The sequence below is a fragment of the Micromonospora sp. URMC 106 genome, assembly GCF_051386395.1.
Classification (GTDB): Bacteria; Actinomycetota; Actinomycetes; order Mycobacteriales; family Micromonosporaceae; genus Micromonospora.
This window is the reverse complement of the sequence record NZ_JBPQTP010000002.1, coordinates 31,957-53,548: the sequence shown is the minus strand read 5'-3', so window position 1 is coordinate 53,548 and position 21,592 is coordinate 31,957. Positions and strand designations below refer to the sequence as shown.

General features: G+C 73.8%; 20 protein-coding genes and 1 pseudogene. 14 read left to right on the top strand and 7 right to left on the bottom strand.

What is annotated here, in order from left to right; genetic code table 11:
• Positions 1 to 294 precede the first annotated feature (294 nt).
• From ACSNOB_RS00975 to ACSNOB_RS00935, 9 genes and pseudogenes are all read left to right on the top strand, one after another.
• A complete protein-coding gene (locus ACSNOB_RS00975; RefSeq protein ID WP_436684600.1) occupies positions 295 to 1,665 on the top strand; it encodes an L-serine ammonia-lyase in 1,371 nt (456 codons plus the stop codon).
• 59 nt (positions 1,666 to 1,724) lie between these two features.
• Positions 1,725 to 2,552 (top strand): ABC transporter permease, encoded by an 828-nt coding sequence (locus tag ACSNOB_RS00970; protein ID WP_436684598.1) that lies wholly within the window; start codon positions 1,725 to 1,727, stop codon positions 2,550 to 2,552.
• Between the two features lie 143 nt (positions 2,553 to 2,695).
• Positions 2,696 to 3,301, top strand: a pseudogene (locus ACSNOB_RS00965) (ABC transporter ATP-binding protein); the annotation flags it as partial.
• Positions 3,298 to 5,310, top strand: coding sequence for a DUF5941 domain-containing protein (locus ACSNOB_RS00960; RefSeq protein WP_436684597.1), 2,013 nt, complete (start codon positions 3,298 to 3,300; stop codon positions 5,308 to 5,310). The pseudogene ACSNOB_RS00965 and the gene ACSNOB_RS00960, both read left to right, overlap by 4 nt.
• Positions 5,311 to 5,326: 16 nt before the next feature.
• Positions 5,327 to 7,540, top strand: a complete 2,214-nt coding sequence (locus ACSNOB_RS00955) for a bifunctional glycosyltransferase/CDP-glycerol:glycerophosphate glycerophosphotransferase (RefSeq protein WP_436684596.1) — start codon at positions 5,327 to 5,329, stop codon at positions 7,538 to 7,540.
• Between the two features lie 135 nt (positions 7,541 to 7,675).
• On the top strand, positions 7,676 to 8,971 hold the full coding sequence (locus ACSNOB_RS00950) for an ABC transporter ATP-binding protein (protein ID WP_393102167.1): 1,296 nt from the start codon (positions 7,676 to 7,678) through the stop codon (positions 8,969 to 8,971).
• Between the two features lie 107 nt (positions 8,972 to 9,078).
• Positions 9,079 to 9,543: a DUF4442 domain-containing protein gene (locus ACSNOB_RS00945; RefSeq protein ID WP_436684595.1), complete on the top strand. Its 465-nt coding sequence runs from the start codon at positions 9,079 to 9,081 to the stop codon at positions 9,541 to 9,543.
• Positions 9,544 to 9,606: 63 nt separating this feature from the next.
• The gene (locus tag ACSNOB_RS00940; RefSeq protein ID WP_436684594.1) at positions 9,607 to 10,359 is read left to right on the top strand and encodes an HAD-IA family hydrolase; all 753 of its coding nucleotides are present in this window, start codon (positions 9,607 to 9,609) and stop codon (positions 10,357 to 10,359) included.
• The gene (locus tag ACSNOB_RS00935) at positions 10,356 to 12,728 is read left to right on the top strand and encodes a glycoside hydrolase family 65 protein (protein WP_436684593.1); all 2,373 of its coding nucleotides are present in this window, start codon (positions 10,356 to 10,358) and stop codon (positions 12,726 to 12,728) included. The genes ACSNOB_RS00940 and ACSNOB_RS00935 overlap by 4 nt, the downstream gene beginning before the upstream one ends.
• Before the next feature lie 39 nt (positions 12,729 to 12,767).
• Here the strand turns inward: ACSNOB_RS00935 and ACSNOB_RS00930 are convergent, their stop codons facing one another.
• Positions 12,768 to 12,944 (bottom strand): hypothetical protein, encoded by a 177-nt coding sequence (locus tag ACSNOB_RS00930; protein ID WP_393102171.1) that lies wholly within the window; start codon positions 12,942 to 12,944, stop codon positions 12,768 to 12,770.
• A 169-nt stretch (positions 12,945 to 13,113) separates the two neighbouring features.
• Here ACSNOB_RS00930 and ACSNOB_RS00925 point away from each other — a divergent pair, with 169 nt between their 5' ends.
• Positions 13,114 to 13,779, top strand: coding sequence for a dienelactone hydrolase family protein (locus ACSNOB_RS00925; protein WP_436684592.1), 666 nt, complete (start codon positions 13,114 to 13,116; stop codon positions 13,777 to 13,779).
• Positions 13,780 to 13,979: 200 nt separating this feature from the next.
• Here the strand turns inward: ACSNOB_RS00925 and ACSNOB_RS00920 are convergent, their stop codons facing one another.
• Positions 13,980 to 15,116, bottom strand: a complete 1,137-nt coding sequence (locus tag ACSNOB_RS00920; RefSeq protein ID WP_436684591.1) for an AI-2E family transporter — start codon at positions 15,114 to 15,116, stop codon at positions 13,980 to 13,982.
• 212 nt (positions 15,117 to 15,328) lie between these two features.
• Here ACSNOB_RS00920 and ACSNOB_RS00915 point away from each other — a divergent pair, with 212 nt between their 5' ends.
• The 3 genes from ACSNOB_RS00915 to ACSNOB_RS00905 all read left to right on the top strand — a co-directional run bounded on the left by ACSNOB_RS00915 (position 15,329) and on the right by ACSNOB_RS00905 (position 17,187).
• Positions 15,329 to 15,511 carry an antitoxin gene (locus tag ACSNOB_RS00915; protein ID WP_436684590.1) on the top strand — a complete coding sequence of 61 codons (183 nt, stop codon included), beginning with the start codon at positions 15,329 to 15,331 and terminating at the stop codon, positions 15,509 to 15,511.
• 226 nt (positions 15,512 to 15,737) lie between these two features.
• Positions 15,738 to 16,946, top strand: a complete 1,209-nt coding sequence (locus ACSNOB_RS00910; protein ID WP_436684589.1) for a cytochrome P450 — start codon at positions 15,738 to 15,740, stop codon at positions 16,944 to 16,946.
• 4 nt (positions 16,947 to 16,950) lie between these two features.
• The gene (locus ACSNOB_RS00905; RefSeq protein WP_436684588.1) at positions 16,951 to 17,187 is read left to right on the top strand and encodes a ferredoxin; all 237 of its coding nucleotides are present in this window, start codon (positions 16,951 to 16,953) and stop codon (positions 17,185 to 17,187) included.
• A 43-nt stretch (positions 17,188 to 17,230) separates the two neighbouring features.
• Here ACSNOB_RS00905 and ACSNOB_RS00900 read toward each other — a convergent pair whose 3' ends face one another.
• Entirely contained in the window at positions 17,231 to 18,136 is a 906-nt protein-coding gene (locus ACSNOB_RS00900; RefSeq protein ID WP_436684586.1) for an SMP-30/gluconolactonase/LRE family protein, read from the bottom strand.
• Between the two features lie 97 nt (positions 18,137 to 18,233).
• Here ACSNOB_RS00900 and ACSNOB_RS00895 point away from each other — a divergent pair, with 97 nt between their 5' ends.
• On the top strand, positions 18,234 to 18,683 hold the full coding sequence (locus ACSNOB_RS00895) for an Lrp/AsnC family transcriptional regulator (RefSeq protein WP_436684585.1): 450 nt from the start codon (positions 18,234 to 18,236) through the stop codon (positions 18,681 to 18,683).
• A gap of 55 nt (positions 18,684 to 18,738) precedes the next feature.
• Here the strand turns inward: ACSNOB_RS00895 and ACSNOB_RS00890 are convergent, their stop codons facing one another.
• From ACSNOB_RS00890 to ACSNOB_RS00875, 4 genes are all read right to left on the bottom strand, one after another.
• Positions 18,739 to 19,338: a hemerythrin domain-containing protein gene (locus ACSNOB_RS00890; protein ID WP_436684584.1), complete on the bottom strand. Its 600-nt coding sequence runs from the start codon at positions 19,336 to 19,338 to the stop codon at positions 18,739 to 18,741.
• 232 nt (positions 19,339 to 19,570) lie between these two features.
• Positions 19,571 to 20,275 carry a C39 family peptidase gene (locus ACSNOB_RS00885; RefSeq protein ID WP_436684583.1) on the bottom strand — a complete coding sequence of 235 codons (705 nt, stop codon included), beginning with the start codon at positions 20,273 to 20,275 and terminating at the stop codon, positions 19,571 to 19,573.
• A 349-nt stretch (positions 20,276 to 20,624) separates the two neighbouring features.
• Positions 20,625 to 21,032: a pyridoxamine 5'-phosphate oxidase family protein gene (locus ACSNOB_RS00880; protein WP_436684581.1), complete on the bottom strand. Its 408-nt coding sequence runs from the start codon at positions 21,030 to 21,032 to the stop codon at positions 20,625 to 20,627.
• 202 nt (positions 21,033 to 21,234) lie between these two features.
• Positions 21,235 to 21,564, bottom strand: coding sequence for a DUF1232 domain-containing protein (locus ACSNOB_RS00875; RefSeq protein WP_436684580.1), 330 nt, complete (start codon positions 21,562 to 21,564; stop codon positions 21,235 to 21,237).
• Between the last annotated feature and the right edge of the window lie 28 nt (positions 21,565 to 21,592).

The following is a 21,592-nucleotide window of genomic DNA, read 5'->3' as shown; positions in this document are numbered from 1 at the left end:
GCGCCCTCGGTCGCGAGGAGGAGCGGCGGTCCCCGTACCCGTAGGTGGTTACCCGCGAGCGGACGCGCGACGCCGGCCCGGCGGCGCCGCGGCCGGAGGGAGACCCGGCGGAAGGGCGGTGGCGACCCGCCGGCCGTCGACGATCGTGGCGACGCGCCGGGCGGCCGCTGAGCTGGGCGGGTAGGCTCGCCGGTCGGGCACCCGCACGCCTGGGTGCCGGACGGCCGCCCGCACCCGGGACGGCCACGACCGGGCCGGACCCCACGAGGGGTACGACGGCGAGGGAAGTGCAGCATGATCAGCGTTTTCGACCTCTTCAGTGTCGGCATCGGGCCGTCCAGCTCGCACACGGTGGGGCCGATGCGGGCCGCCCGCACCTTCGTCGCCGGGCTGAAGGCCGACGGGCTGCTGACCGGCACGGTGCGGGTGCAGGCGGAACTGTTCGGCTCGCTGGGCGCCACCGGGCACGGCCACGGCAGCGACCGGGCGGTGCTGCTCGGGTTGGCCGGTGAGGCGCCGGAGACGGTGGACACCGACACGGTCGACGCACGGATCGGCCGGATCAGGGCCGAGCGCCGGCTGAGCCTGCTCGACGCGCACGAGATCGACTTCGACCCGGACCGGGACCTCGTGCTGCACCGGCGTCGGTCGCTGCCGTACCACCCCAACGGGATGACCTTCGTGGCGTTCGACGACCGGGGCGCGGAGCTGCGGGTACGGACGTACTACTCGGTCGGCGGCGGGTTCGTGGTCGACGAGGCGGCGGCCGGGGCGGACCGGATCAAGCCGGACGCCACGCGGGTGCGCCACCCGTTCCTCACCGGCGCGCAACTGCTCGACGTGACCTCGGCGACCGGGCTGTCGATCAGCGACGTCATGCTCGCCAACGAGCTGTCCTGGCGCAGCGAGGGTGAGGTGCGCGCCGGCCTGCTGGAGATCTGGCGGGTCATGCGGGAGTGCGTCGAGCGCGGCTGCTCGCGGGACGGGGTGCTCCCCGGCGGGCTGAAGGTCCGCCGCCGCGCCGCCGAGCTGCGGCGCAGCCTGGAGACGGAGTCCGACCCCGCCGACCCGCTGCGGGCGATGGACTGGGTGACGCTGTTCGCCCTCGCCGTCAACGAGGAGAACGCGGCCGGCGGGCGGGTCGTGACGGCCCCGACCAACGGCGCGGCCGGGATCATCCCGGCGGTGCTGCACTACTACGCCCGGTTCGTGCCGGGCGCCTCCGAGGAGGGGGTGGTCCGGTTCCTGCTGGCGGCGGGCGCGATCGGCGTGCTGTTCAAGGAGAACGCCTCGATCTCCGGTGCCGAGGTCGGCTGCCAGGGCGAGGTCGGCTCGGCCTGCTCGATGGCCGCCGCCGGGCTGGCCGAGGCGCTGGGCGGCACCCCCGAGCAGGTGGAGAACGCCGCCGAGATCGGGATGGAGCACAATCTCGGGCTCACCTGCGATCCGGTCGGTGGCCTGGTGCAGATCCCCTGCATCGAGCGGAACGCGGTGGCTAGCATCAAGGCGATCACGGCCGCCCGGCTGGCGCTGCGCGGTGACGGGGTGCACCACGTCTCGCTGGACAAGGTCATCAAGACCATGCGGGAGACGGGCGCGGACATGAAGGTGAAGTACAAGGAGACGGCGCGCGGCGGCCTGGCCGTCAACGTGATCGAGTGCTGAGGGGGCATTCGTTCGACGACTGCTAACCTGTCGTCCGTCCGGTGAGGCGGGAGGCGGCGGTGACCTCTGGCGTCGCGGCGTTGTGGTCGCACCGCAACTCCCTGCGCATCCTCGTCAAGCGCGACCTCGCCGTGAAGTACCAGCAGTCGGTGCTCGGCTACCTCTGGTCGCTGATCGAGCCCCTCGGCATGGGGGCGATCTACTGGTTCGTCTTCGGGGTCCTCTACTCCCGGGACACCACCCGCCACCTGGGTGACGCGGCGGACTCGTACCCGCTGTTCCTGATCACCGGGATCTTCGCCTGGATGTGGACCAGTTCGGCGCTGAGCGAGGCCACCAACGCGCTGACCGGCCAGTCCCGGCTGATCACGACGATGAACGTGCCCCGCCAGGTCTTCCCGATCGGCCGGGTCACCGGCCGCTTCGCCGAGTACGCCGCCGGCCTGCCGATCCTGGTCGCGGTCGCCGTCGGGTACGCGGCGTACGACCGGATCGACCTGGGCTGGTCGCTGCTCGCCCTGCCGCTGGCGGTGGCGGTGCAGGGCGTCCTGCTGGTCGGGCTGGCGCTGCTGCTCTCGGCGGTCAACGTGCTGATGCGCGACGTCGAGCGCTTCATGCGGCTGATCATCCGGGTGCTCTTCTACGCGACACCGATCATCTATCCGCTGAGCCTCGTGCGGGACGCCGACCTGCCGGGCTGGCTGAAGGTCGCGTACGAGCTGAACCCGCTGGTCGGCATCTTCCAGCTGCACCACGCGGTCTGGTACCCGGACGAGTTCCCCGACGCCCGGCTGCTCGCCACCACCGCCGGCGTCAGCCTGCTGGTGCTGGCCGCCGGCTGGTGGTCGTTCCGCCGGCTCGAACCCGCCGTGCTCAAGGAACTGTGACGATGGCCGATTCGATCATCGAGGCGGAGGGGCTCGGCATCCGGTTCGTCCGCAACCGGCGCCGGCAGCTGCGGCTGCGCGAGCTGTTCATCCACGGCGCCAAACGCGGCGCGTCCGCCGGCCAGTTCTGGCCGCTGCGGGACGTGTCGTTCTCGATCGCCGCCGGGGAGACCGTCGGCGTGATCGGTCGCAACGGCACGGGCAAGAGCACACTGCTGCGGCTGATCGCCGGCGTGCTGATCCCGGACGAGGGCCGGATCCGGGTGCGCGGGGACGTGGCGCCGCTGCTGGAGCTCTCCGCCGGTTTCTCCAACGACCTGACCGGACGGGAGAACCTCTACCTGGTCGGCGGGCTGCACGGGCTGTCGTCGGGCTACCTGAAGCGGCACTTCGACGACATCGTCTCGTTCGCCGGCGAGCAGGTGGAGCGGGCCATCGACACCTCGGTGCGGCACTACTCGTCCGGCATGAAGGTCCGGCTCGGCTTCGCGATCATCTCGCACCTGCCGCACCCGATCCTGCTGATGGACGAGGTGACCGCCGTCGGGGACGCGGAGTTCCGCAAGAAGTGTTATGCGACGATCGACCGTCTGCTCGGGGAGGGGCGCACTCTGGTGCTGGTGTCACACAACGAAAAGGACCTGACCCGGTTCTGCCGTCGGGGGCTCTACCTCGACGCGGGCCGGCTGAGCGTCGACGGCACGATCGCCGAGGCGCTCGACGCGTACCACACCGCGGTCCCGCGGTGACGCTCGCGATCGTGCTCGCCGCCGACGCCCCGGCCGCGAGCCTCTCCACCCGCGCGGGCGAACCCCTCGCCGACCGGCTCGCCGCCCAGCTCCGCCGCGCGGGGGCGGACGAGGTGCGCCGCGCCGCCGACCTGGGCGAGCTGGCCGCACTGGTCGACGCGGCCACCGGGCCGGTGCTGGTCACCGGCGTCGACCTGGTCGCGCACACGGCCGTCCTGCGGCACCTGGCGACCAGCCCGGTCGGGCCGACGGTGGCGCTGGTGCTCACCGACCCGCCCGGCCACGGGCGCACGGCCGTGCGGGAGGAACGCGGCCAGGTGGTCGAGGCCGGGCCGCCGGAGGCGCTGAACGGCGACGCCACCGGGATCTTCGGCGGCGCGCTGCGGGTCGGCGTCGACGACCTGCCGTCGCTCGCCGCCGCCGCGCGGGCGGCCGCCGCCGGGGTGCTGCCCGCCGGCGCCCCGTCGGCCGCCGCGCCGCCGGTGGCCGGGCCCGCCGTGGACCGGCTCTTCGCCGGCCTCACCGGGCTGGGCGTGCTGACCTTCGCCCATCGCGTACGCCTGCTCGTGGCGCGCCGGGTGACGGACCCGGCGGGGCTGGCCGACGCGGAGGCGGCCGTGGCCGCCGTCGACGAGGACCGGGCCGAGCTGAAGCTCTCCGTGAAGGAGCGGGACGACTTCTTCACCACCTTCTTCGTCAGCACCTGGTCGCCGTACGTGACGAAGGCGTCCGCCCGGCTCGGGCTCGGCCCGACGGCCGTCACCATGATCTCGGTGGCCTTCGCGGTGGCCGCCGCGGTGCTGTTCGGCGTCGGCGGCCGGCCGGCGCTGGTCGCCGGGGCGGTGCTGCTCTACCTCGGCTTCGTGCTCGACTGCGTGGACGGGCAGCTCGCCCGCTACACCCGGCACTTCAGCGCCTGGGGCGGCTGGCTGGACACGATGGCCGACCGCGCGAAGGAGTACGTGGTCTACGCCGGCCTCGGCTACGGGGCCACCCAGGCCGGGTTCCGGTACGGCTGGGCGCTGGCGATCGCCGCGATGACGCTGCAGACCGTGCGGCACATGACGGACACCTGGTACGGCGTGCTGCACGACGAGGCCGCCCGCCGGCCGAAGGCGGTCGGCGCCGGGGGCGGCGGCATCGGCGACAAGCTCAACGCCGCCTCCAACCGGGTGCAGGCCGACACGGGGTCGGTGTCGTACTGGCTGAAGCGCACGGTGGTCTTCCCGATCGGGGAACGGTGGGCGCTGATCGCGCTGACGGTCGCGCTGTTCGGCCCGCTGGTCAGCCTGTACGCGGTGCTGGCCTGGGGGGTGCTGGCGTTCGCGTACACCGGGGCGTTGCGCACGCTGCGCGCGCGCTGGATGTGGGTGCCCGTGCTGGACACGGTCGACGCCACCCTGCACCGCGACGACGGTCCCCTGGCCCGGCTCCTGCCGGTGGTCCGCCCGATGGGCCCGCTGACGCTGGCGGTGGTGGCGGCGTCGGGGCCGGCGGCGCTGCTGGTGGCGGCGCTGGTCGCGGCGGACGGCGACGGGGCGGACGGGCTGCGCTGGGCCGTGCCGGTCGCGCTGCTGGTGCTGCTGGTCGGCGGCCTCGGGGCGGGCGCGGCGCACAACGGGCCGCTGGACTGGCTGGTGCCGGCCGCGCTGCGGGCGGGGGAGTACCTCTTCGCCATCGCGGTCGGGGTGGTCGGTGACGTGCCGGCGTGGCTGGTGTTCGGGTACGTCTTCGTGCTCACGCTGCACCACTACGACCTGACGGCGCGGCTGGAGAAGCGGCAGTCCGCGCCGCCGCTGCACGGCGTCACGCTGGGCTGGGAGGGGCGGTCGGTGCTGCTGGCCCTGGCGGCGATCGTCGGAATTGCGGGTATCGGGATGGCTACACTCGGTACGTACCTTCTCGTGGTTTTCGTGGGGAGTGTCGTCCTCGCCTGGGTCGTCCTGCCCGCCCGCGCCGCGCGGGCGTCGGTGGGCCTGGTCGGTGCGGGGGGTCGCTCGCCGGGCTGACGGAGGGGCCGGCCGGATGACCCTGATCAGTTTCGTCGTGCCGGCCTTCCGGGTGCAGGGCTACCTGCGCGAGTGCCTGGACTCCATCCTCGACCAGCCGGTCGCCGACATCGAGGTGATCGGCGTCGACGACTGCTCGCCGGACGACAGCGGCGAGATCCTCGCCGAGTACGCGGCCCGCGACCGGCGGGTACACGCCGTCCGGCTGACCGAGAACGTCGGGCTCGGTCCGGCCCGCAACGTCGGGCTGGACCGGGCCGTCGGCGAGTACGTCTGGTTCGTCGACGGCGACGACTGGCTCGCCCCGGAGTGCCTCGCGGAGGTGGCCGAGCGCCTCCGCGCCACCCGGCCCGACGTGCTCCTGGTCGACCACGTGCGGACGCACTGGAACAACGCGGCCACCCGCAGCGCGATGGCGGAGGTGTTCCCCGAGCCGCCCGGCGAGGGCACCTTCCGGCTGCGGGACCGGCCCGAGACGCTGCGGCTGCTGCACACCGCCTGGAACCGGCTGGTCCGCCGGCGGTTCCTGCTCGAGGAGGGGCTGCGCTTCGCCCCCGGCTGGTACGAGGACGTCTCGTTCAGCTATCCGGTGCTGATGGCCGCCGAGCGGATCGGCGTGCTGGACCGGGTCTGCGTCAACTACCGCCAGCGCCGGGCCGGCGCGATCACCAGGACGCGGGGCGACCGGCACTTCGAGGTGTTCCACCAGTGGCACCGGGTGTTCCGGCTGATGGACTCCTGGGGGCCGGCGGTCGACGACCTGCGCCCGGCGATCTTCGAGCGGATGATCTGGCACTACCTGACCGTGCTCGGCAACGGGCAGCGGATCGCCCCCGACCTGCGGCCCGCCTTCTTCGCGCAGATCACCGCCGACTACGCGCGCTGGCTGCCGCCCGGCGGCTACCCGGCGCCGGAGGGTACCGAGGGGCTCAAGCACCGGCTGGTGGCGGCGGGCCGGTGGCGGACGTTCAGCGCGCTGCGCAGCGTCTACCGCGCGCGGGACACCGCCCGGCGTACCGCGCGGAGCACGAAGCGGCGGGTCGCGCCCCGGGCCCGCCGGGCGGCGCGGCTGGCCCGGGACACGCTGCTGCGCGAGTACTACCGGGCCGAGCTGCGCCGGCCCGTCGACCCGACACTGGCCGTGTACGCGGCCTACTGGTACCGCGGCTACGCGGACAACCCGGCCGCCATCTACGAGGCGGCGCGGCGGCTGGCGCCCGGCGTCCGGGGGGTGTGGATCGTCCGGCGGGACCGGGTGCACACCGTGCCCGAGGGCGTCGAGTACGTGGTGGCCGGCACCCCCGCGTACTACCGGGCGCTGGCCCGGGCGCGCTGGCTGGTCAACAACGTGAACTTCCCGGACTTCGTCCGCAAGCGGGCGGGGTCGGTGCACGTGCAGACCCACCACGGCACGCCGGTGAAGGTGATGGGGCTCGACCAGCAGCGGTACCCGATCGGCGCGGTCGGGATGGACTTCGCCGGGCTGCTGCGCCGGGTGGACCGGTGGGACTACAGCATCAGCGCGAACAGCTTCTCCACCCAGATGTGGGAGCGGGCGTACCCGGCCGCGTACACCACGCTTGAGGTGGGTTACCCGCGCAACGACCGGCTGGTCACCGCGACCGCCGAGGAGGTGCTCGGGCTGCGCGCGGAGCTGGGCCTCGGCCCCGGCGAGCGGGTCGTCCTGTACGCCCCGACGCACCGGGAGCACCTGCCCGGCTACCGGCCGCCGTTCGACCCGGAGCGCCTGCTCGACGTGCTCGGCCCGTCCGGCCGGCTGCTGATGCGCAGCCACTACTTCCACGACCGGGACCGGCGCGTCCGGCGCCCCGTCGACCGGGAACGGGTGCGCGACGTCAGCGGGCACCCGCGCGTCGAGGACCTCTACCTCGTGGCGGACGTGCTGGTCACGGACTACTCGTCGGCGATGTTCGACTACGCCGTGCTGGACCGGCCGATCGTCGTCTACGCCCCGGACTGGGAGGCGTACCGGCTGGCCCGGGGGGTCTACTTCGACCTGCTCGCGGAGCCGCCCGGCGCGGTCGCCACCAGCTTCGCCGACCTGCTGGACCTGTTCCGCTCCGGCACGGTCGACGCGGAGGCGGCGACGAAGGCGCGGCAGCGGTTCCGGGCCCGGTTCTGCGCGCTCGACGACGGCCGCGCCGCCGAGCGGGTGGTCCGCCGGGTCTTCCTCGGCGAGCAGCCGGAACCCGCCCCGGGCGGCTGCTGACCGGTGCGCCGTCCCGGCCCGTGGACGTCACAGGGCCGTTACGAGTCGAACATGGCACGTTTACCCGATGTGCGAACCGAATGATCCTCGTCACAGTCATTCGGGGTTCGGTCCACGAGCTGGGGGGAGGGCACGGTGACCACCGTCGCGCTCAAGGATGTCACGAAGGTGTTCAGGGACGGCACCCTCGCCGTCGACAGCGTCAACCTCGACGTCAACGACGGTGAGTTCATGGTGCTGCTCGGTCCGTCGGGCTGCGGGAAGTCCACGGTGCTGCGGATGGTCGCCGGGCTGGAGGATCCGACGTCGGGCGCGGTGATGCTCGACGGCGAGCTGGCCAACGACCTGCCGCCGCGCGAACGGAAGATCGCCATGGTCTTCCAGGACTTCGCGCTCTACCCGCACATGACCGTCGGCGACAACATCGCCTTCCCGCTGCGGCTGGCCGGTGTGGAGCCCGAGCCGCGCGGCGAGCGGGTCACCGACGTGGCCAGCGCGCTCGGCATCGGCGACGTGCTCGGCCGCAAGCCCAGCCAGCTCTCCGGCGGGCAGCGCCAGCGGGTCGCGATGGGCCGGGCGATCGTCCGCCGCCCCGGGCTGTTCCTGATGGACGAGCCGCTGTCCAACCTCGACAGCGGGCTCCGGGCCGAGTTGCGCGCGGAGATCTCCGGCCTGACCCGCGAGCTGGGCGTCACCACCATCTACGTCACCCACGACCAGGCCGAGGCGCTGACCATGGCGGACCGGGTCGCCATCATGCGCAAGGGCGTCCTCCAGGACGTGGGCACCCCGACGCAGGTCTACGGCCGTCCGGCCACCCTCTACGTGGCCGCGTTCCTCGGCAGCCCGCGGATGAACCTGCTGGAGGCGTCGGTCTACGTCCACCTCGACCGCTACGTCACCCTCACCCTCGGCGAGCAGGCGCTCTACCTGCCCTGGGACGACATCCGCAGCCGGGCGGTGGCGCACTACCACGGGGAGCGGATCGTGGTCGGGATGCGGGCCGAGGCGCTCACCCCGGTCGCCCCGGACACCCCGGGCGACGTGCTCCACGGCCGGATCCGCTACCTGGAGCACCACGGGCACGAGTCGCTCGCCTTCCTGGACATCGGGGCGACCGCGATCGTGGTGGACGAGATGGGCACCCCGGTCGACGCCCCGGTCGACCAGCGCGGCCTGCGCCGCTTCGGCCAGGTGATGCAGCGGCTGACCGGGCGCGCGGCGGAGGAGGAGCGCGCCCCCGGCTCCGGGGCCCGGACCAGCGTGCTCAACGACCCGGGCCGGCACCACCGCCGTCCCGCCGAGCTGGCGGTCCGGCTGGCGCCGTACCCCGCGGTCGCGGCGGGTCACCCCCTGGCCGTCTCGGTACGCATGGACGCGCTGCACTTCTTCGACGAGCGGGGCGACCGCATCGACGTCGGCTGGCGCTGACGACGCGAGGAAGGGCGTCTTCTCGGCGCCCGGTGTGGCGGGAAGGCCGTTCCGCGCGTCCGGGGGTGGGGCTTGTGGCGGAAGTTACCGACTAGTAACGTCGGGGCATGAGCATCGACTCGCGCCAGGTGGCGGCCGGCATGCTGGAGGCCGTGCCGTTCGCCCGCACGCTCGGCTTCGAATTCGTGGAGGTGGCCCCCGAAGCGCAGGGCGGGGTGCGGGCGGTCGTCCGCCTGCCCGACTCGCCGGCCACCCACAACCACGTCGGCGGGCCGCACGCCGGGGCCATGTTCACCCTCGGCGAGACCGCCTCCGGCGCGGTCGTGCTGGCCGCGTTCGGGCAGCTGCTCGACCGGGCCACGCCGCTGGCGGTGCGGGCCGAGATCGCGTACCGCAAGCTGGCCATGGGCCCGGTGCTGGCGACGGCCCGGCTCGGCCGGCCGGCGCCCGAGGTGGTCGCGGAGCTGGAGGCCGGCCAGCGGCCGGAGTTCCCGGTGCAGGTGGAGATCACCACCGAGGAGGGGAAGCCCACCTCGGCCATGACGGTCGTCTGGACGCTGCGCCCGCACTGAGCGGTTCCGGGCAAGCGGGCCGAAACCGGTTTGCCGGCGCGGAGGTCTGGATAGATTCGTACCGTGCTGGGCCTGCCTGCTCACGTGACCGCCTGTCTCTTCGACCTGGACGGTGTGCTGACGCAGACCGCCCGCGTGCACAACGCCGCGTGGACCGAGACGTTCGACGGCTTCCTGCGTCAACGCGCCGCGGCCACCGGCGAGCCGTTCCGCCCCTTCGACCCGGGGCCGGACTACAACCGCTACGTCGACGGCCGGCCCCGCGCAGACGGGGTGCGGACCTTCCTCGCCTCGCGGGGGATGGTGCTGCCCGAGGGCGCGCCCGACGACCCGCCGGACGCCGACACGGTCAACGGGGTCGGCAACCGCAAGAACCTGCTGCTGCTGGAGCGGCTGCGCACCCACGGGGTGGACGTCTACCCCGGCTCGGTCACCTACCTGAAGGCCGCGGCCGCCGCCGGCCTGCGCCGCGCGGTCGTCACGGCCAGCGCGAACGGCCGGGAGGTGGTCGCCGCCGCCGGCCTGGAGCCGCTGCTGGAGGGGCGGGTCGACGGGTTGGTCGCCCGCGCCGAGGGGCTGCGCGGCAAGCCGCACCCGGACACCTTCCTGGCCGGGGCCAGGCTGCTCGGGGTCGACCCGGCCAACGCCGCCGTCTTCGAGGACGCGTTGGCCGGGGTGGCCGCCGGCCGGGCCGGCGGGTTCGGCTACGTGGTCGGGGTCGACCGGGTCGGCCAGGCCGCCGAGCTGCGCGCCCACGGGGCCGACGTCGTGGTCACCGACCTCGCGGACCTGCTCGACACCGGGCGGCCCGCGTGATCAGGGAACGCGCGTATCCCGTCGAGCCGTGGCACGTCCGGGAGATCCGGCTCGACATGGACGTGCTGGCCCAGTCCGAGTCGGTGTTCGCGCTCTCCAACGGGCACGTGGGGCTGCGCGGAAACCTCGACGAGGGCGAGCCGCACGGCCTGCCCGGCACGTACCTCAACTCCTTCTACGAGCTGCGCCCGCTGCCCTACGCGGAGGCCGGCTTCGGATTCCCGGAATCCGGCCAGACGATCGTCAACGTCACCAACGGCAAGCTGATCCGGCTGCTGGTCGACGACGAGCCGCTCGACGTCCGGTACGGCGAACTCCTCGCCCACGAGCGGGTCCTCGACCTGCGCGCCGGCACCCTGCACCGGGAGCTGCACTGGCGTTCCCCGGCCGGCCGGGAGGTCAAGGTCCGCAGCACGCGGCTGGTCTCCTTCACCCAGCGGGCGGTCGCGGCGATCAACTACGAGGTGGAGGCGGTCGACGGCCCGCTGCGGCTGATCCTGCAGTCGGAGCTGGTGGCGAACGAGACGCTGCCCGCGCAGAGCCGGGATCCCCGGGTCGCGGCCGTACTGGAGTCGCCGTTGCAGGCCGAGGAGGAGCTCACCACCCCCGACGGCGGGCTGCTGATCCACCGGACCAAGGTCTCCGGGCTGCGGGTGGCCGCCGCGATGGAGCACGAGGTGTACGGCCCGGAGCGCAAGACCATCGAGTCCGAGGGGTACGAGGACTGGGTGCGTACCACGATCGCGTGCGTGCTCCAGCCCGGCCAGAAGCTCCGGGTGGTCAAGTACCTCACCTACGGCTGGTCGAGCCGCCGCTCGTTGCCGGCGCTGCGGGACCAGGTCGGCGCGGCCCTGGCCGCGGCCCGGCTCGACGGCTGGGAGGGGCTCCACCGCGAGCAGCGGGAGTACCTCGACGAGTTCTGGGACGTCGCCGACGTGGTGGTGGAGGGCGACCCGGAGGTCCAGCAGGCCGTCCGGTTCGGCATGTTCCACGTGCTCCAGGCCGGCGCCCGCGCCGAGCAGCGGCCGATCGCCGCGAAGGGCCTGACCGGCCCCGGGTACGACGGGCACGCGTTCTGGGACACCGAGATGTTCGTCCTGCCGGTGCTCACCTACACCCACCCGTCCGCCGTGCGGGACGCGCTGCACTGGCGCTACCGCACCCTGGCCGCCGCCCACGAGCGGGCCCGGACGCTCAACCTGGAGGGCGCGGCCTTCCCCTGGCGCACCATCGAGGGGCCGGAGTCGTCGGCGTACTGGCCGGCGGGCACGGCGGCCTTCCACATCGCGGCCGACGTCGCCGACGCGCTCCGGCGCTACGTGCAGGTCACCGAGGACACCGAGCTGGAACGCGAGATCGGGCTGGAGCTGCTGGTGGAGACCGCCCGGCTGTGGCGGTCGCTGGGCCACCACGACCGGCACGGCCAGTTCCACATCGACGGGGTCACCGGCCCCGACGAGTACACGGCGGTGAAGAACGACAACATCTACACCAACCTGATGGCGCAGCGGAACCTCATCACCGCCGCCGAGGCGGTGATGCGCTACCGCGACGAGGCGTTCCACCTCGGCGTGACCGACGAGGAGGCCGCCGCGTGGCGGGACGCGGCGGCGTCCATGCACATCCCGTACGACGAGGACATCGACGTCCACGAGCAGGTGGAGGGCTTCACCCGGCTCCAGGAGTGGGACTTCGCGCACACGCCGCCGGAGAAGTACCCGCTGCTGCTGCACTACCCGTACTTCGACCTCTACCGCAAGCAGGTGGTCAAGCAGGCGGACCTGGTCCTCGCCATGCACTGGCGGGGCGACGCGTTCACCCCGGAGCAGAAGCTGCGCAACTTCCTCTACTACGAGCGCCGGACGGTGCGCGACTCGTCGCTGTCGGCCTGCACACAGGCGGTGCTGGCGGCCGAGGTGGGCCACCCGGAGCTGGCGCACACCTACCTGCGCGAGGCCGCGCTGATGGACCTGCACGACCTCAACGAGAACACCCGCGACGGCGTACACATGGCGTCGCTCGCCGGGGCGTGGATCGCCCTGGTGGCGGGATTCGGCGGGCTGCGCGACCACGACGGCACGCTGTCGTTCGCGCCGCGCCTCTCCAGCCGGCTCGGGCGGCTGGAGTTCTCGCTCCAGTGGCGCGGGCTGCGGCTGCGGGTGGACGTCCGACCGCACGAGACCACGTACGCGCTGCGCCACGGTGACCCGGAGGACGTGCTGGAGCTGCGCCACCACGGCGAGACGGTCCGGCTCACCTGCGAGGAGCCGGTCACCATGCCCATCCCGCCGGCGGAGGTCTCCGGGCCGTCCCCGGAGCAGGCCCCGGGCCGGGCCCCGCTGCTCCGCCTGCCCGAGAACGAGCCGTGACCCGCCGCCGGCCCGCGGTCGGCGGGCCGGCGGCGTCGGTCAGAGCGCTCTGCCCTGTGAGGGGCGGCCGGCCGCGTCCCGGGGCGCCATCGCCCGCGGGTCGTCGGCCGTCCGTGCCTGGGCTGCCTCGTCCGCCCAGTCCCGGCCGCGTTCGGCGTCCTGTTCGCGCCGTTCCTGCTCGGCGGTCTGCTGGCGGGACTCTCGCTGCTGCGCCATGGCGATCCTCGCGATCCGTCGGGGGCGCGGTTTGCGCCGGTACGGTCTGCGGTCACCCGCCGCCTACCCGGCGCCCCCGTCGACAAACGCCGGGTGGACTGCCCCCGCTTGACGGCGGCGCCGGCGGGTATGCGGGCCGCCGGGGACGACGTACGGGACGGAGGCGGAGATGGACGTGCGCAGCAGCGAGGTGACGATCCCGGCGGGGGACGCCGAACTCCCCGCGGACCTGCTGGTCCCGGCCGAGCCGGCCGGCGTGGTGCTCTTCGCGCACGGCAGCGGCAGCTCGCGGCACAGCCCGCGCAACACGGCCGTGGCGCACGTGCTCAACCGCAGCGCCCTCGGCACCGTGCTGGTCGACCTGCTGACCCCGGCCGAGGACCGGGTGGACGCCCGGACCGCCGAGCTGCGCTTCGACATCGGGCTGCTCGCCGGCCGGCTCGCGGCGATCGTGGACTGGCTGGCCACCCAGCGGCCCTTCGGCCGGGTGCCCGTCGGCCTGTTCGGGGCCAGCACCGGGGCCGCCGCCGCGCTGGTGGCCGCCGCCGCCAGGCCGGACCTCGTCGGCGCGGTGGTCTCCCGGGGCGGCCGCCCCGACCTGGCCGGCCCCGCCCTGGCGCAGGTGCGCGCGCCCACGCTGCTGCTGGTCGGCGGCCTGGACGAGCAGGTGATCACCCTCAACGAGCAGGCGCAGGAGGCGCTGCCGGAGAGCGCCGAGCTGACGGTGATCCCCGGTGCCACGCACCTCTTCGAGGAGCCGGGCACCCTGGAACAGGTCGCCCACTGCGCCGCCGACTGGTTCACCGCCCACCTCGCCGTGCCCCGGCCGGCCTGAGGCCGGGCCCGCCGCCGGCCGGCTCGACCACGGTCCGCCGCCGGCCGGTTCGACCACGGCCCGCTGCCGGCCGGCTCGACCACGGTCCGCTGCCGGCCGGTTCGACCACGGTCCGCTGCCGGCCGGCTCGACCACGGTCCGCTGCCGGCCGGCTCGACCACGGCCCGGCCCTCTCCGGGGCCGGCTCGGGGGACGGCGGCTCAGGCGCGGGCGGGCGGCGTGGTCGTGGCTTCGGGACCGCGGCCCTGGCGGTGCTGCTGAACGGTGTCGATGACGCGCCAGACGACGGCGGTGATCGGCACCGCGACGAAGGCGCCGGCGATCCCGGCGATCAGCGTGCCGGCGGTGACCGCCACCAGGATCACCGCCGGATGCAGGCGCACCTGGCGCTTCATGATCAGCGGCTCCAGCAGGTTGCCCTCGATCTGCTGTACGGCGATCACGGCGGCCAGGACGAGCAGCGCGGTGAACGGCCCCTTCGCCGCGAGCGCGACCAGCACCGCGACCGCGCCGGCCACGGTCGCTCCGATGATCGGGATGAAGCCGCCGAAGAACGTGATCAGCGCCAACGGGAAGGCCAGCGGCACCCGGAGCAGTACCAGGGCCAGGCCGATTCCGATGGCGTCGATCGCGGCGATCATCATGGTGCCCCGGCTGTACGCGCCGAGCGTCCGCCAGCCGACCCGGCCCGCCTCCGCGGTCACCGGCCGGTTTGGCCCGGTCGCCCGGGACAGCAGCCAGTGCCACATGGAGCGGCCGTCCTTGAGCAGGAAGAACAGCAGCACGAGCGCGAGCAGCGCCGAGCCCAGCACCTCGGCCGCCGTGCGGGCCCCCGACACGGGGTCGACGGAGCCCTGCCCGGCGCCCTGCCGGGCCTGGTCGAGCAGCCGGTCGAGCTGCTGGTCGCTGACCGGCAGGGTGGAGGTCACGAAGTCGCGGGTCCGTCCCAGGCCCTGGCTCAGCTCCCGGCTCAGCTCGCTGAACTGGCCCGCGGTCAGGTTCCAGACCAGCGCGCCGACCCCGAACAGCACGCCGAGCAGCAGCAGCACGGTGAGCAGGGCGGCCAGCGAGGCCGGCAGCCGGAGCCGGCGCAGCGCGAGCTGCACCGGATCGAGCAGCGCGGTGAGGAACACGGTGGCGGCCAGCGCGATCGCCAGCGGCGCGAGCAGCACCGCGATCTTTCCCAGCAGGTACAGCCCGGCGACGACCACCACCAGGCAGGCGCTCCACACCACGGCCGAGCGGACCAGCCAGGGCAGCGCCGCCCAGCTCTGTCGGGGACCCGCGCCCCGGTCCGTCGACCCCTCGGGCGTCCGCCCGGCACCGTCTGCGACCACGTCGGCCCTCCTCGATCTCCGGCGAGTCGGTACCCGGCCGGCGTCCCTGCGACACCCGCGTCCCCTTTCACGCTAGATGCCCGGGCGGCTCCCGGGGGCGCCGATCAGCGCCGATGGGGCTCCCGCCCCCTTCCCGCCGCCCTGTCCGGACCGCGTTTGCGCCCGTGACCGCAGGGAAGGCTGGGACCGAACCCCGATTCGAGGAGGACCCGATGAGCGACTTCATGGACAAGGCCAAGGACTTCGCCGACAAGCACGACAAGCAGGTCGACCAGGGTCTGGAGAAGGGCGGCGACATGGCCGACCAGCGCACCGGCGGCAAGTACGACGAGCAGATCGACAAGGGCGTCGACCAGGCCCAGGCCCGTACGGGCGAGGGCGACGAGGTCCGCTGACGACGCCGCCCCGCTCCCGGGCCGCCGCTGCGTCGGCGGCCCGGGAGCGTCTTTTCTCGCGCCGCACGGCCGGCGGTGCAGCGCCCTTCCGATCGATCGGCGGTCACCGCTAGCCAAGGATCGACCACTCTCGCTACCATCCGCAGTCGGAACATGACTCTTCGTGGAGTCCGCCCCCGACCGGACCGGCGTCCCTCCGGGCGCCGCGACGAGAGGAAGTCAGCCGGTGACCGAGGCCCCCGAGACGACGACCCGCCCCCAGCGCTATCCGTTCAGCGAGCCCGACCGGCTCAACCTCGACCCGCGCTACGCGAAGCTGCGCCGCGACGAGCCGCTCACCCGGATCCGGCTGCCCTTCGGGGAGCCGGCCTGGCTCGCCACCCGGCACGCCGACGTCCGGACCGTGCTCGGCGACCCCCGGTTCAGCCGTGCCGCCTCGGTGGGGCGGGACGAGCCACGCAACTCGGCGCGGCAGCAGGACACCGGGATCCTGGCCATGGACCCGCCGGAGCACACCCGGCTGCGGCGGCTGGTGGCGAAGGCGTTCACGGCCCGCCGGGTGGAGCAGCTGCGTCCCCGCACCAGGGCGATGGCCGACGAGCTGGTCGACGGCATGCTCGCCGCCGGGCCGCCGGCCGACCTGGTGGAGCACCTGGCCACCCCGCTGCCGATCCGGGTCATCTGCGACCTGCTCGGTGTGCCCGTGGCCGACCAGGACCGTTTCCACACCTGGTCCGAGGCGATCGTGTCGACCACCTCGCTCGCGCCGGAGGTGGCCCAGCAGTACATCGACAACCTCTTCGCGTACATGGGCGAGCTGATCGCGCGGCGGCGCCGGGAGCCCACCGACGACCTGCTCGGCGCGATGGTCCGGGCTCGGGACGCCGACGACCGGCTCGCGGAGGACGAGGTCGTGCAGTTGGCCGCCGGGCTGCTCGCCGCCGGTCACGAGACGACCGTGACCCAGATCCCCAACTTCGTGTACGTGCTGCTCACCCACCCCGACGAGTGGGACCGGCTGCGCGCGGAGCCGGCGCTGGTGCCGAGCGCCGTGGAGGAGCTGATGCGCTTCGTCCCGCTCGGCGCGTCCTCGGCCTTCGCCCGCTACGCCCTGGAGGACGTCGAGCTCGGGGGCGTGCTGGTGCGTGCCGGCGAGCCGGTGGTGGTGTCGATCCCGTCGGCCAACCGGGACGAGGCGGTCTTCGCCGAGCCGGACCGGCTCGACCTGACCCGGCAGGCCAACCCCCACCTCGGCTTCGGGCACGGGGTGCACCACTGCATCGGCGCGCAGCTCGCCCGGATGGAACTCCAGGTCGTCCTGGAGACCCTGGTCGACCGCACCCCCGGCCTGCGGCTGGCCGTGCCCGAGCCCGAGCTGACCTGGAAGAGCGGCCTGCTGGTGCGCGGCCTGGTCGCCATGCCGGTGAGTTGGTGAACCGGTGAGTCGGCCGGACGAGCGGTGGCGGGTGCACGTGGACACGACCCGGTGCATCGGGTCGGGAATCTGCGCGGGCACCGCGCCGGGACACTTCGTGCTGGTGGACGGGCTGTCCCGTCCGCTGGCCGAACGGGTGACGCCCGACGACGTGCTGATCGACGCCGCGGACTCGTGCCCGATGGAGGCGGTCATCGTGTCCGAGGTCGACAGCCTGCGCCGGATCGCCCCGGAGCCGTGAACCGGGCGGGCGCGCCGGCACGCCCTGCCGGCACGCCCGTCGGTCAGTGCCCCGGGTAGCGGACCCCGTTGATGTTGACGCGCAGCGCGTAGAGCGAGCTGGACGCGCAGACGAAGAGATGGTTGCGCTTCGGCCCGCCGAACGTGAAGTTGGCGGCCACCTCGGGCAGGCGCAGCTTGCCCAGCAGCGTGCCGTCCGGGTCGAAGCAGTGCAGCCCGTCGTGCGCGGCGGCCCAGATCCGGCCGGCGGCGTCGAGGCGTACGCCGTCGAAGCTGCCCGCGTCGCACTCGGCGAACACCTCGCCGCCGCGCAGGGTGGCGTCCGCGCCGACGCTGAAGCGCCGCAGGTGCCGATGCCGGGTGTCCGCCACGTAGAGCGTCGACTCGTCGGCGTCGAACGCGAGCCCGTTCGGCTGGGCGAAGTCGTCGGCGACCAGGCGCACCTCGCCGTCGTGCGGGTCGACCCGGTAGACGTGGTTGCCGCCGATCTCGCCCTCGGCGCGGTGGCCCTCGTAGTCGCTGTCGATGCCGAAGCTCGGGTCCGTGAACCAGATCGAGCCGTCGGAGTGCTCGACCACGTCGTTGGGGCTGTTCAGCCGCCGTCCCCGGTAACGGTCGGCGATGACGGTGTCGGTGCCGTCGGGCTCCGTGCGGGTGACGCGCCGGTTGCCCTGCTCGCAGCTCACCAGCCGCCCGCGCCGGTCGACGGTGTGCCCGTTGGCGTAGCCCGCCGGCTGCCGGAACACGCCCACCGCCCCGGTGGTCTCGTCCCAGCGCAGCAGCCGGTCGTTGGGGATGTCACTGAACACGAGGTAGCGCCCGGCGGGGAAGTATGCCGGGCCCTCCAGCCAGCGGCCTCCCGTGTAGAGCCGCTCGACCCATTCGTCGCCGTTGACCCGGCGGAACCGTTCGTCGAGGACCTCGAAGTGAGCCTTCACCCGATCGACCATGAGACACCCTCCCGACTGTCGTTCGGCTGTACGCTATCACCGCTGAACCAGAGTCGACGCAGCATACGTATACCTGAACGAGAGTCGGAGGTTGAGCGTGGATGACATCGACCGGAGGCTGCTGGCGGAGCTGCAGCGGGACGCCGCCCAGCCGTACGCGGCCCTCGCCGCCGCCGTCGGGTTGTCGACCGGCGCCGTCCACGAGCGGGTGCGGAAGCTGCGCGAACATGGGGTGATCCGGCGGACCACCGTCGACGTCGACCCCGTCGCCGTGGGCCGCGGCGTGCTCGCCTTCGTGATGGTCGAGGCGAACGCCTGGATGGGGGACCGCCCCACCCACGAGGCGCTCGCCGCGCTGCCGGAGGTCGAGGAGGCGCACGTGGTGGCCGGCCCCGCCTCGCTGCTGGTCAAGATCAGGGCTGAGTCCCCCGAGCGGCTCCAGGCCAGCCTGCGGCGACTGTTCCAGATCGAGGGCGTCACCGGCACCCGGACCATCGTGGTGCTGGAGACCTTCTTCGACCGCCCGCCGGATCCGCTCGGCCGGTGAGACGCCGGTCGCCACGCCCCGGGCGGGCGTGGCGACCGATCGACGCGGCAGCGGGTCAGTGCTGCTTCTCGCGCAGCTCCGCCATCGACGTGGGCCGGCCGCTGAGGGCGTCCCGCATCCGGTCCACCAGGCCGGCGCCCGGGCCGAGCAGCTTGTTCGCCGGCGGATGGTCCGGGGCGGCCGGGTGCGGCCGGGTCGGTGCCGTCTTCTTGGCCGCCTCCACCTTCCCGGCCAGCTCCACCAGCTCCTCGCGCGCCACCGCCGCCCGCAGGCGGGGGAAGAGGTCCGACTCCTCGTCCTTCACGTGGTGCCGGATCGTGCGGGTCAGGTGCGCCAGCACCTCGTCGAAGCGCGGCTCGGACGGGTCCAGCGACTCCAGCTCCTTCATCGTCCGCTCGGCGTCGGAATGCTCGGAGATCTCGTGCTCGGCGACCTGGTCGCCGTCCGGCAGCGCCTTGCGGGCGGCCGGGTAGACGTACATCTCCTCGGCGACCGCGTGGCGGACCAGCTCGGCGATCATCACGTCGGCCAGCTGCCGGCGGTGCTCGGGGGTGCCCCGCCGGCTCTCCAGCTCCACGAAGAGCGCCTCCACCTCGCGATGGTCGGCGGTCAGGACGTCGACGACGTCCTGACCGGTGGCGTGTGTGTCGGTCATGTCTGCCCCTTACCGGTTGCGGAACGGTCGGCTCTGCGCTGCTGGTACCCCCGAGTCGCCGGCCGAATCCACCGGGTGTCGACGCGGCGGCACGTGCGCGGCGAGGCGGCGCGCGTTCTCCTGCTCGCGCAGCAGCCGGTTCGGCCGCCCGCCCGGGCACGCGGAGTTGTGCGGAGACGCGGGAGGGCCGGTCTCCCCGCGGGGAAGACCGGCCCTCGCCGGTGCCGTCCGGTCAGGACGAGTAGCCGCGCTCGGCGATCCAGTTGGCGACCTTCTCCAGGGTCATCCAGTACTCGCCCTTTGGGGAGGCCGGGTCGGCGATCCGGATCAGGTCACCGCCGTCCCGGTAGCCCACCAGGGTCAGGTAGTGCCCGCCCTCGTACGACTGCGGGTGACCGTCGGTGTCGACCGCGGTGCCCTTGACGTTGGCCACCACCGGCCGGCCCTCGTCCAGGGCGGCGACCACGTCGGCCCGCAGCCGGTCGACCTCCTCCGGCTTGGCCACCGGGCCCGGGATCTCGGTCGTCCGGTACCCGCCGCCGGTCAGCTCGTTGAGCACCCGGGTGGTGTCCAGGGCCGAGTCGGTGCCGGCCTCGGTGGTGCCCAGCATCTTCGCGACCTCGTCCTGCGAGAGGATCTTGCCCTGCGCCGACAGGGCGATCCGGGTCGCGGCCGGGCCGCAGTAGTAGAAGTTGGGCTGCGCCTGGTACTCGATGCCCACCATGCGCTCGGCCCGCTTGTCGGCGCGTCCACCCTTGTTCGGGCGGCCGCCCTTGTCGGCCTGCTCCGCACGCCCGCCCTTGTCGGTGTGCGCCGAGGCGACCGGGGCGGTCGTCACCGGCGCGGCCTGGGCGGCCACCGCCGGTCCGGCGATGCATCCGCCGGCCACCAGCAGACCGGCGACGGAGAGACCGCTCTTGTGAATGATCGGCTTCATGGTCGGGCTCCAATCGGGGGTTTGACGCCTCCGGGGGCCGGAGGCGCAAGCACCGGGAAAGGCGCTCGCCTGGAGGGATTCGACGGCCCGGACCGCAGTGGGCCGCCGGCGTACCAGGGATCCAACGGCCCTGCTGCGCCGGGCATTCCGGGCCCACGGCCGGGGTCCCGGCCGCACGATGAGATGCAACGGCGCCCGGGGCAGCGCGATTCCGGCGTACGGATGCCGCTCGTCACACGCCGTGACGTGCGGCTGACCCGGGGGCCCTGCCGTCGGGCCGGGCCGGTTCCGCAGCGGCGCCCACGGTCGGGCGGGCGGGGGGTCGGCCCCGAACGAACCGGTCAGCCGGTCACAGACTTCCCAGCAGGCGCGTCACGGCGATCTCGATGACGACCCGGTCAGGATTGGGACGCGGCGTCCGGTACCGGTCGGCGTACCGGCGCTCGGCCTCCGCCACGGCGGCCCGGTCGGTGCGCACGACGGCCCGCCCCTCGATGGTGAGCCAGCGCCGCCCGTCGACCTGGCAGACGGCCACCGGGGCGCCCCCGGGGCCGGCGGCGGCGACGTGGCGCGCCTTGTGGGACGTGCCGCTGGTGATCACGCGGGCCAGGCCCGCCGCCGCGTCGAAGGTGACTCCCACCGGCACGACGTGCGGGGTGCCGTCGGCGCGCACGGTGGTCAACGTGGCGAGGTGCCGCTCCCGGCAGAACGCGGCGACCCGCTCGTCGTGCGGTGCCAACCGATGGTCGCCGGCCATGTCCGTCCCCCGTCCTCGCGGTGCGGCTCCGATCATGGCACGAACCGCCCGGGTCGGGACGCAACGGTCGCGGGACAGATCATCGGGCGCCGAGCCGTCCGGTGAGGGGCCCGGCGGTCGTGGGACGGATCACCGGGCGCCGAGCCGTCCGGTGAGGGGCCCGGCGGTCGCGGGACGAATCGCCGGTGGCCGAGTCGTCCGGTCAGGGCACCCGGCGGCCGGTCCGGTCGGCGGGCGGGGTGCCGGGTGCGCCGGGCAGCGGGGGACTCCCGGCGCGCCGCCGCTGGACCAGCCGGCCGAGGTAGATCAGTGCGCCGGTCAGCACGGCCATGTCGTCCAGGTAGATCGGGTCGGGCAGCAGGTCGATCGGCAGCACGGTGTAGAGCAGCGCCCCGTAGAAGGCGACCTTGCCGTTCACCCCGAGCGTGCCGAGCATCCGGCGGGTCCGGATCACGCGGACGGCCAGCAGCACTGCGCCGACCAGCGTGGCGAGCGCCACGACGCCGACGACGATCCACGCCTCCCTGGACATACGGCCACGCTAGCCCAGCCGGGCCAAC

Excerpts from the sequence above, each read along its gene's own strand:
- ACSNOB_RS00885 (WP_436684583.1), bottom strand. The coding sequence starts at position 20,275 with ATGAAGCCGATCATTCACAAGAGCGGTCTCTCCGTCGCCGGTCTGCTG.
- ACSNOB_RS00925 (WP_436684592.1), top strand. The coding sequence starts at position 13,114 with ATGGACGTGCGCAGCAGCGAGGTGACGATCCCGGCGGGGGACGCCGAA.
- ACSNOB_RS00880 (WP_436684581.1), bottom strand. The coding sequence starts at position 21,032 with ATGGCCGGCGACCATCGGTTGGCACCGCACGACGAGCGGGTCGCCGCG.
- ACSNOB_RS00930 (WP_393102171.1), bottom strand. The coding sequence starts at position 12,944 with ATGGCGCAGCAGCGAGAGTCCCGCCAGCAGACCGCCGAGCAGGAACGG.
- ACSNOB_RS00945 (WP_436684595.1), top strand. The coding sequence starts at position 9,079 with ATGAGCATCGACTCGCGCCAGGTGGCGGCCGGCATGCTGGAGGCCGTG.
- ACSNOB_RS00875 (WP_436684580.1), bottom strand. The coding sequence starts at position 21,564 with ATGTCCAGGGAGGCGTGGATCGTCGTCGGCGTCGTGGCGCTCGCCACG.
- ACSNOB_RS00890 (WP_436684584.1), bottom strand. The coding sequence starts at position 19,338 with ATGACCGACACACACGCCACCGGTCAGGACGTCGTCGACGTCCTGACC.
- ACSNOB_RS00975 (WP_436684600.1), top strand. The coding sequence starts at position 295 with ATGATCAGCGTTTTCGACCTCTTCAGTGTCGGCATCGGGCCGTCCAGC.
- ACSNOB_RS00955 (WP_436684596.1), top strand. The coding sequence starts at position 5,327 with ATGACCCTGATCAGTTTCGTCGTGCCGGCCTTCCGGGTGCAGGGCTAC.
- ACSNOB_RS00915 (WP_436684590.1), top strand. The coding sequence starts at position 15,329 with ATGAGCGACTTCATGGACAAGGCCAAGGACTTCGCCGACAAGCACGAC.
- ACSNOB_RS00900 (WP_436684586.1), bottom strand. The coding sequence starts at position 18,136 with ATGGTCGATCGGGTGAAGGCTCACTTCGAGGTCCTCGACGAACGGTTC.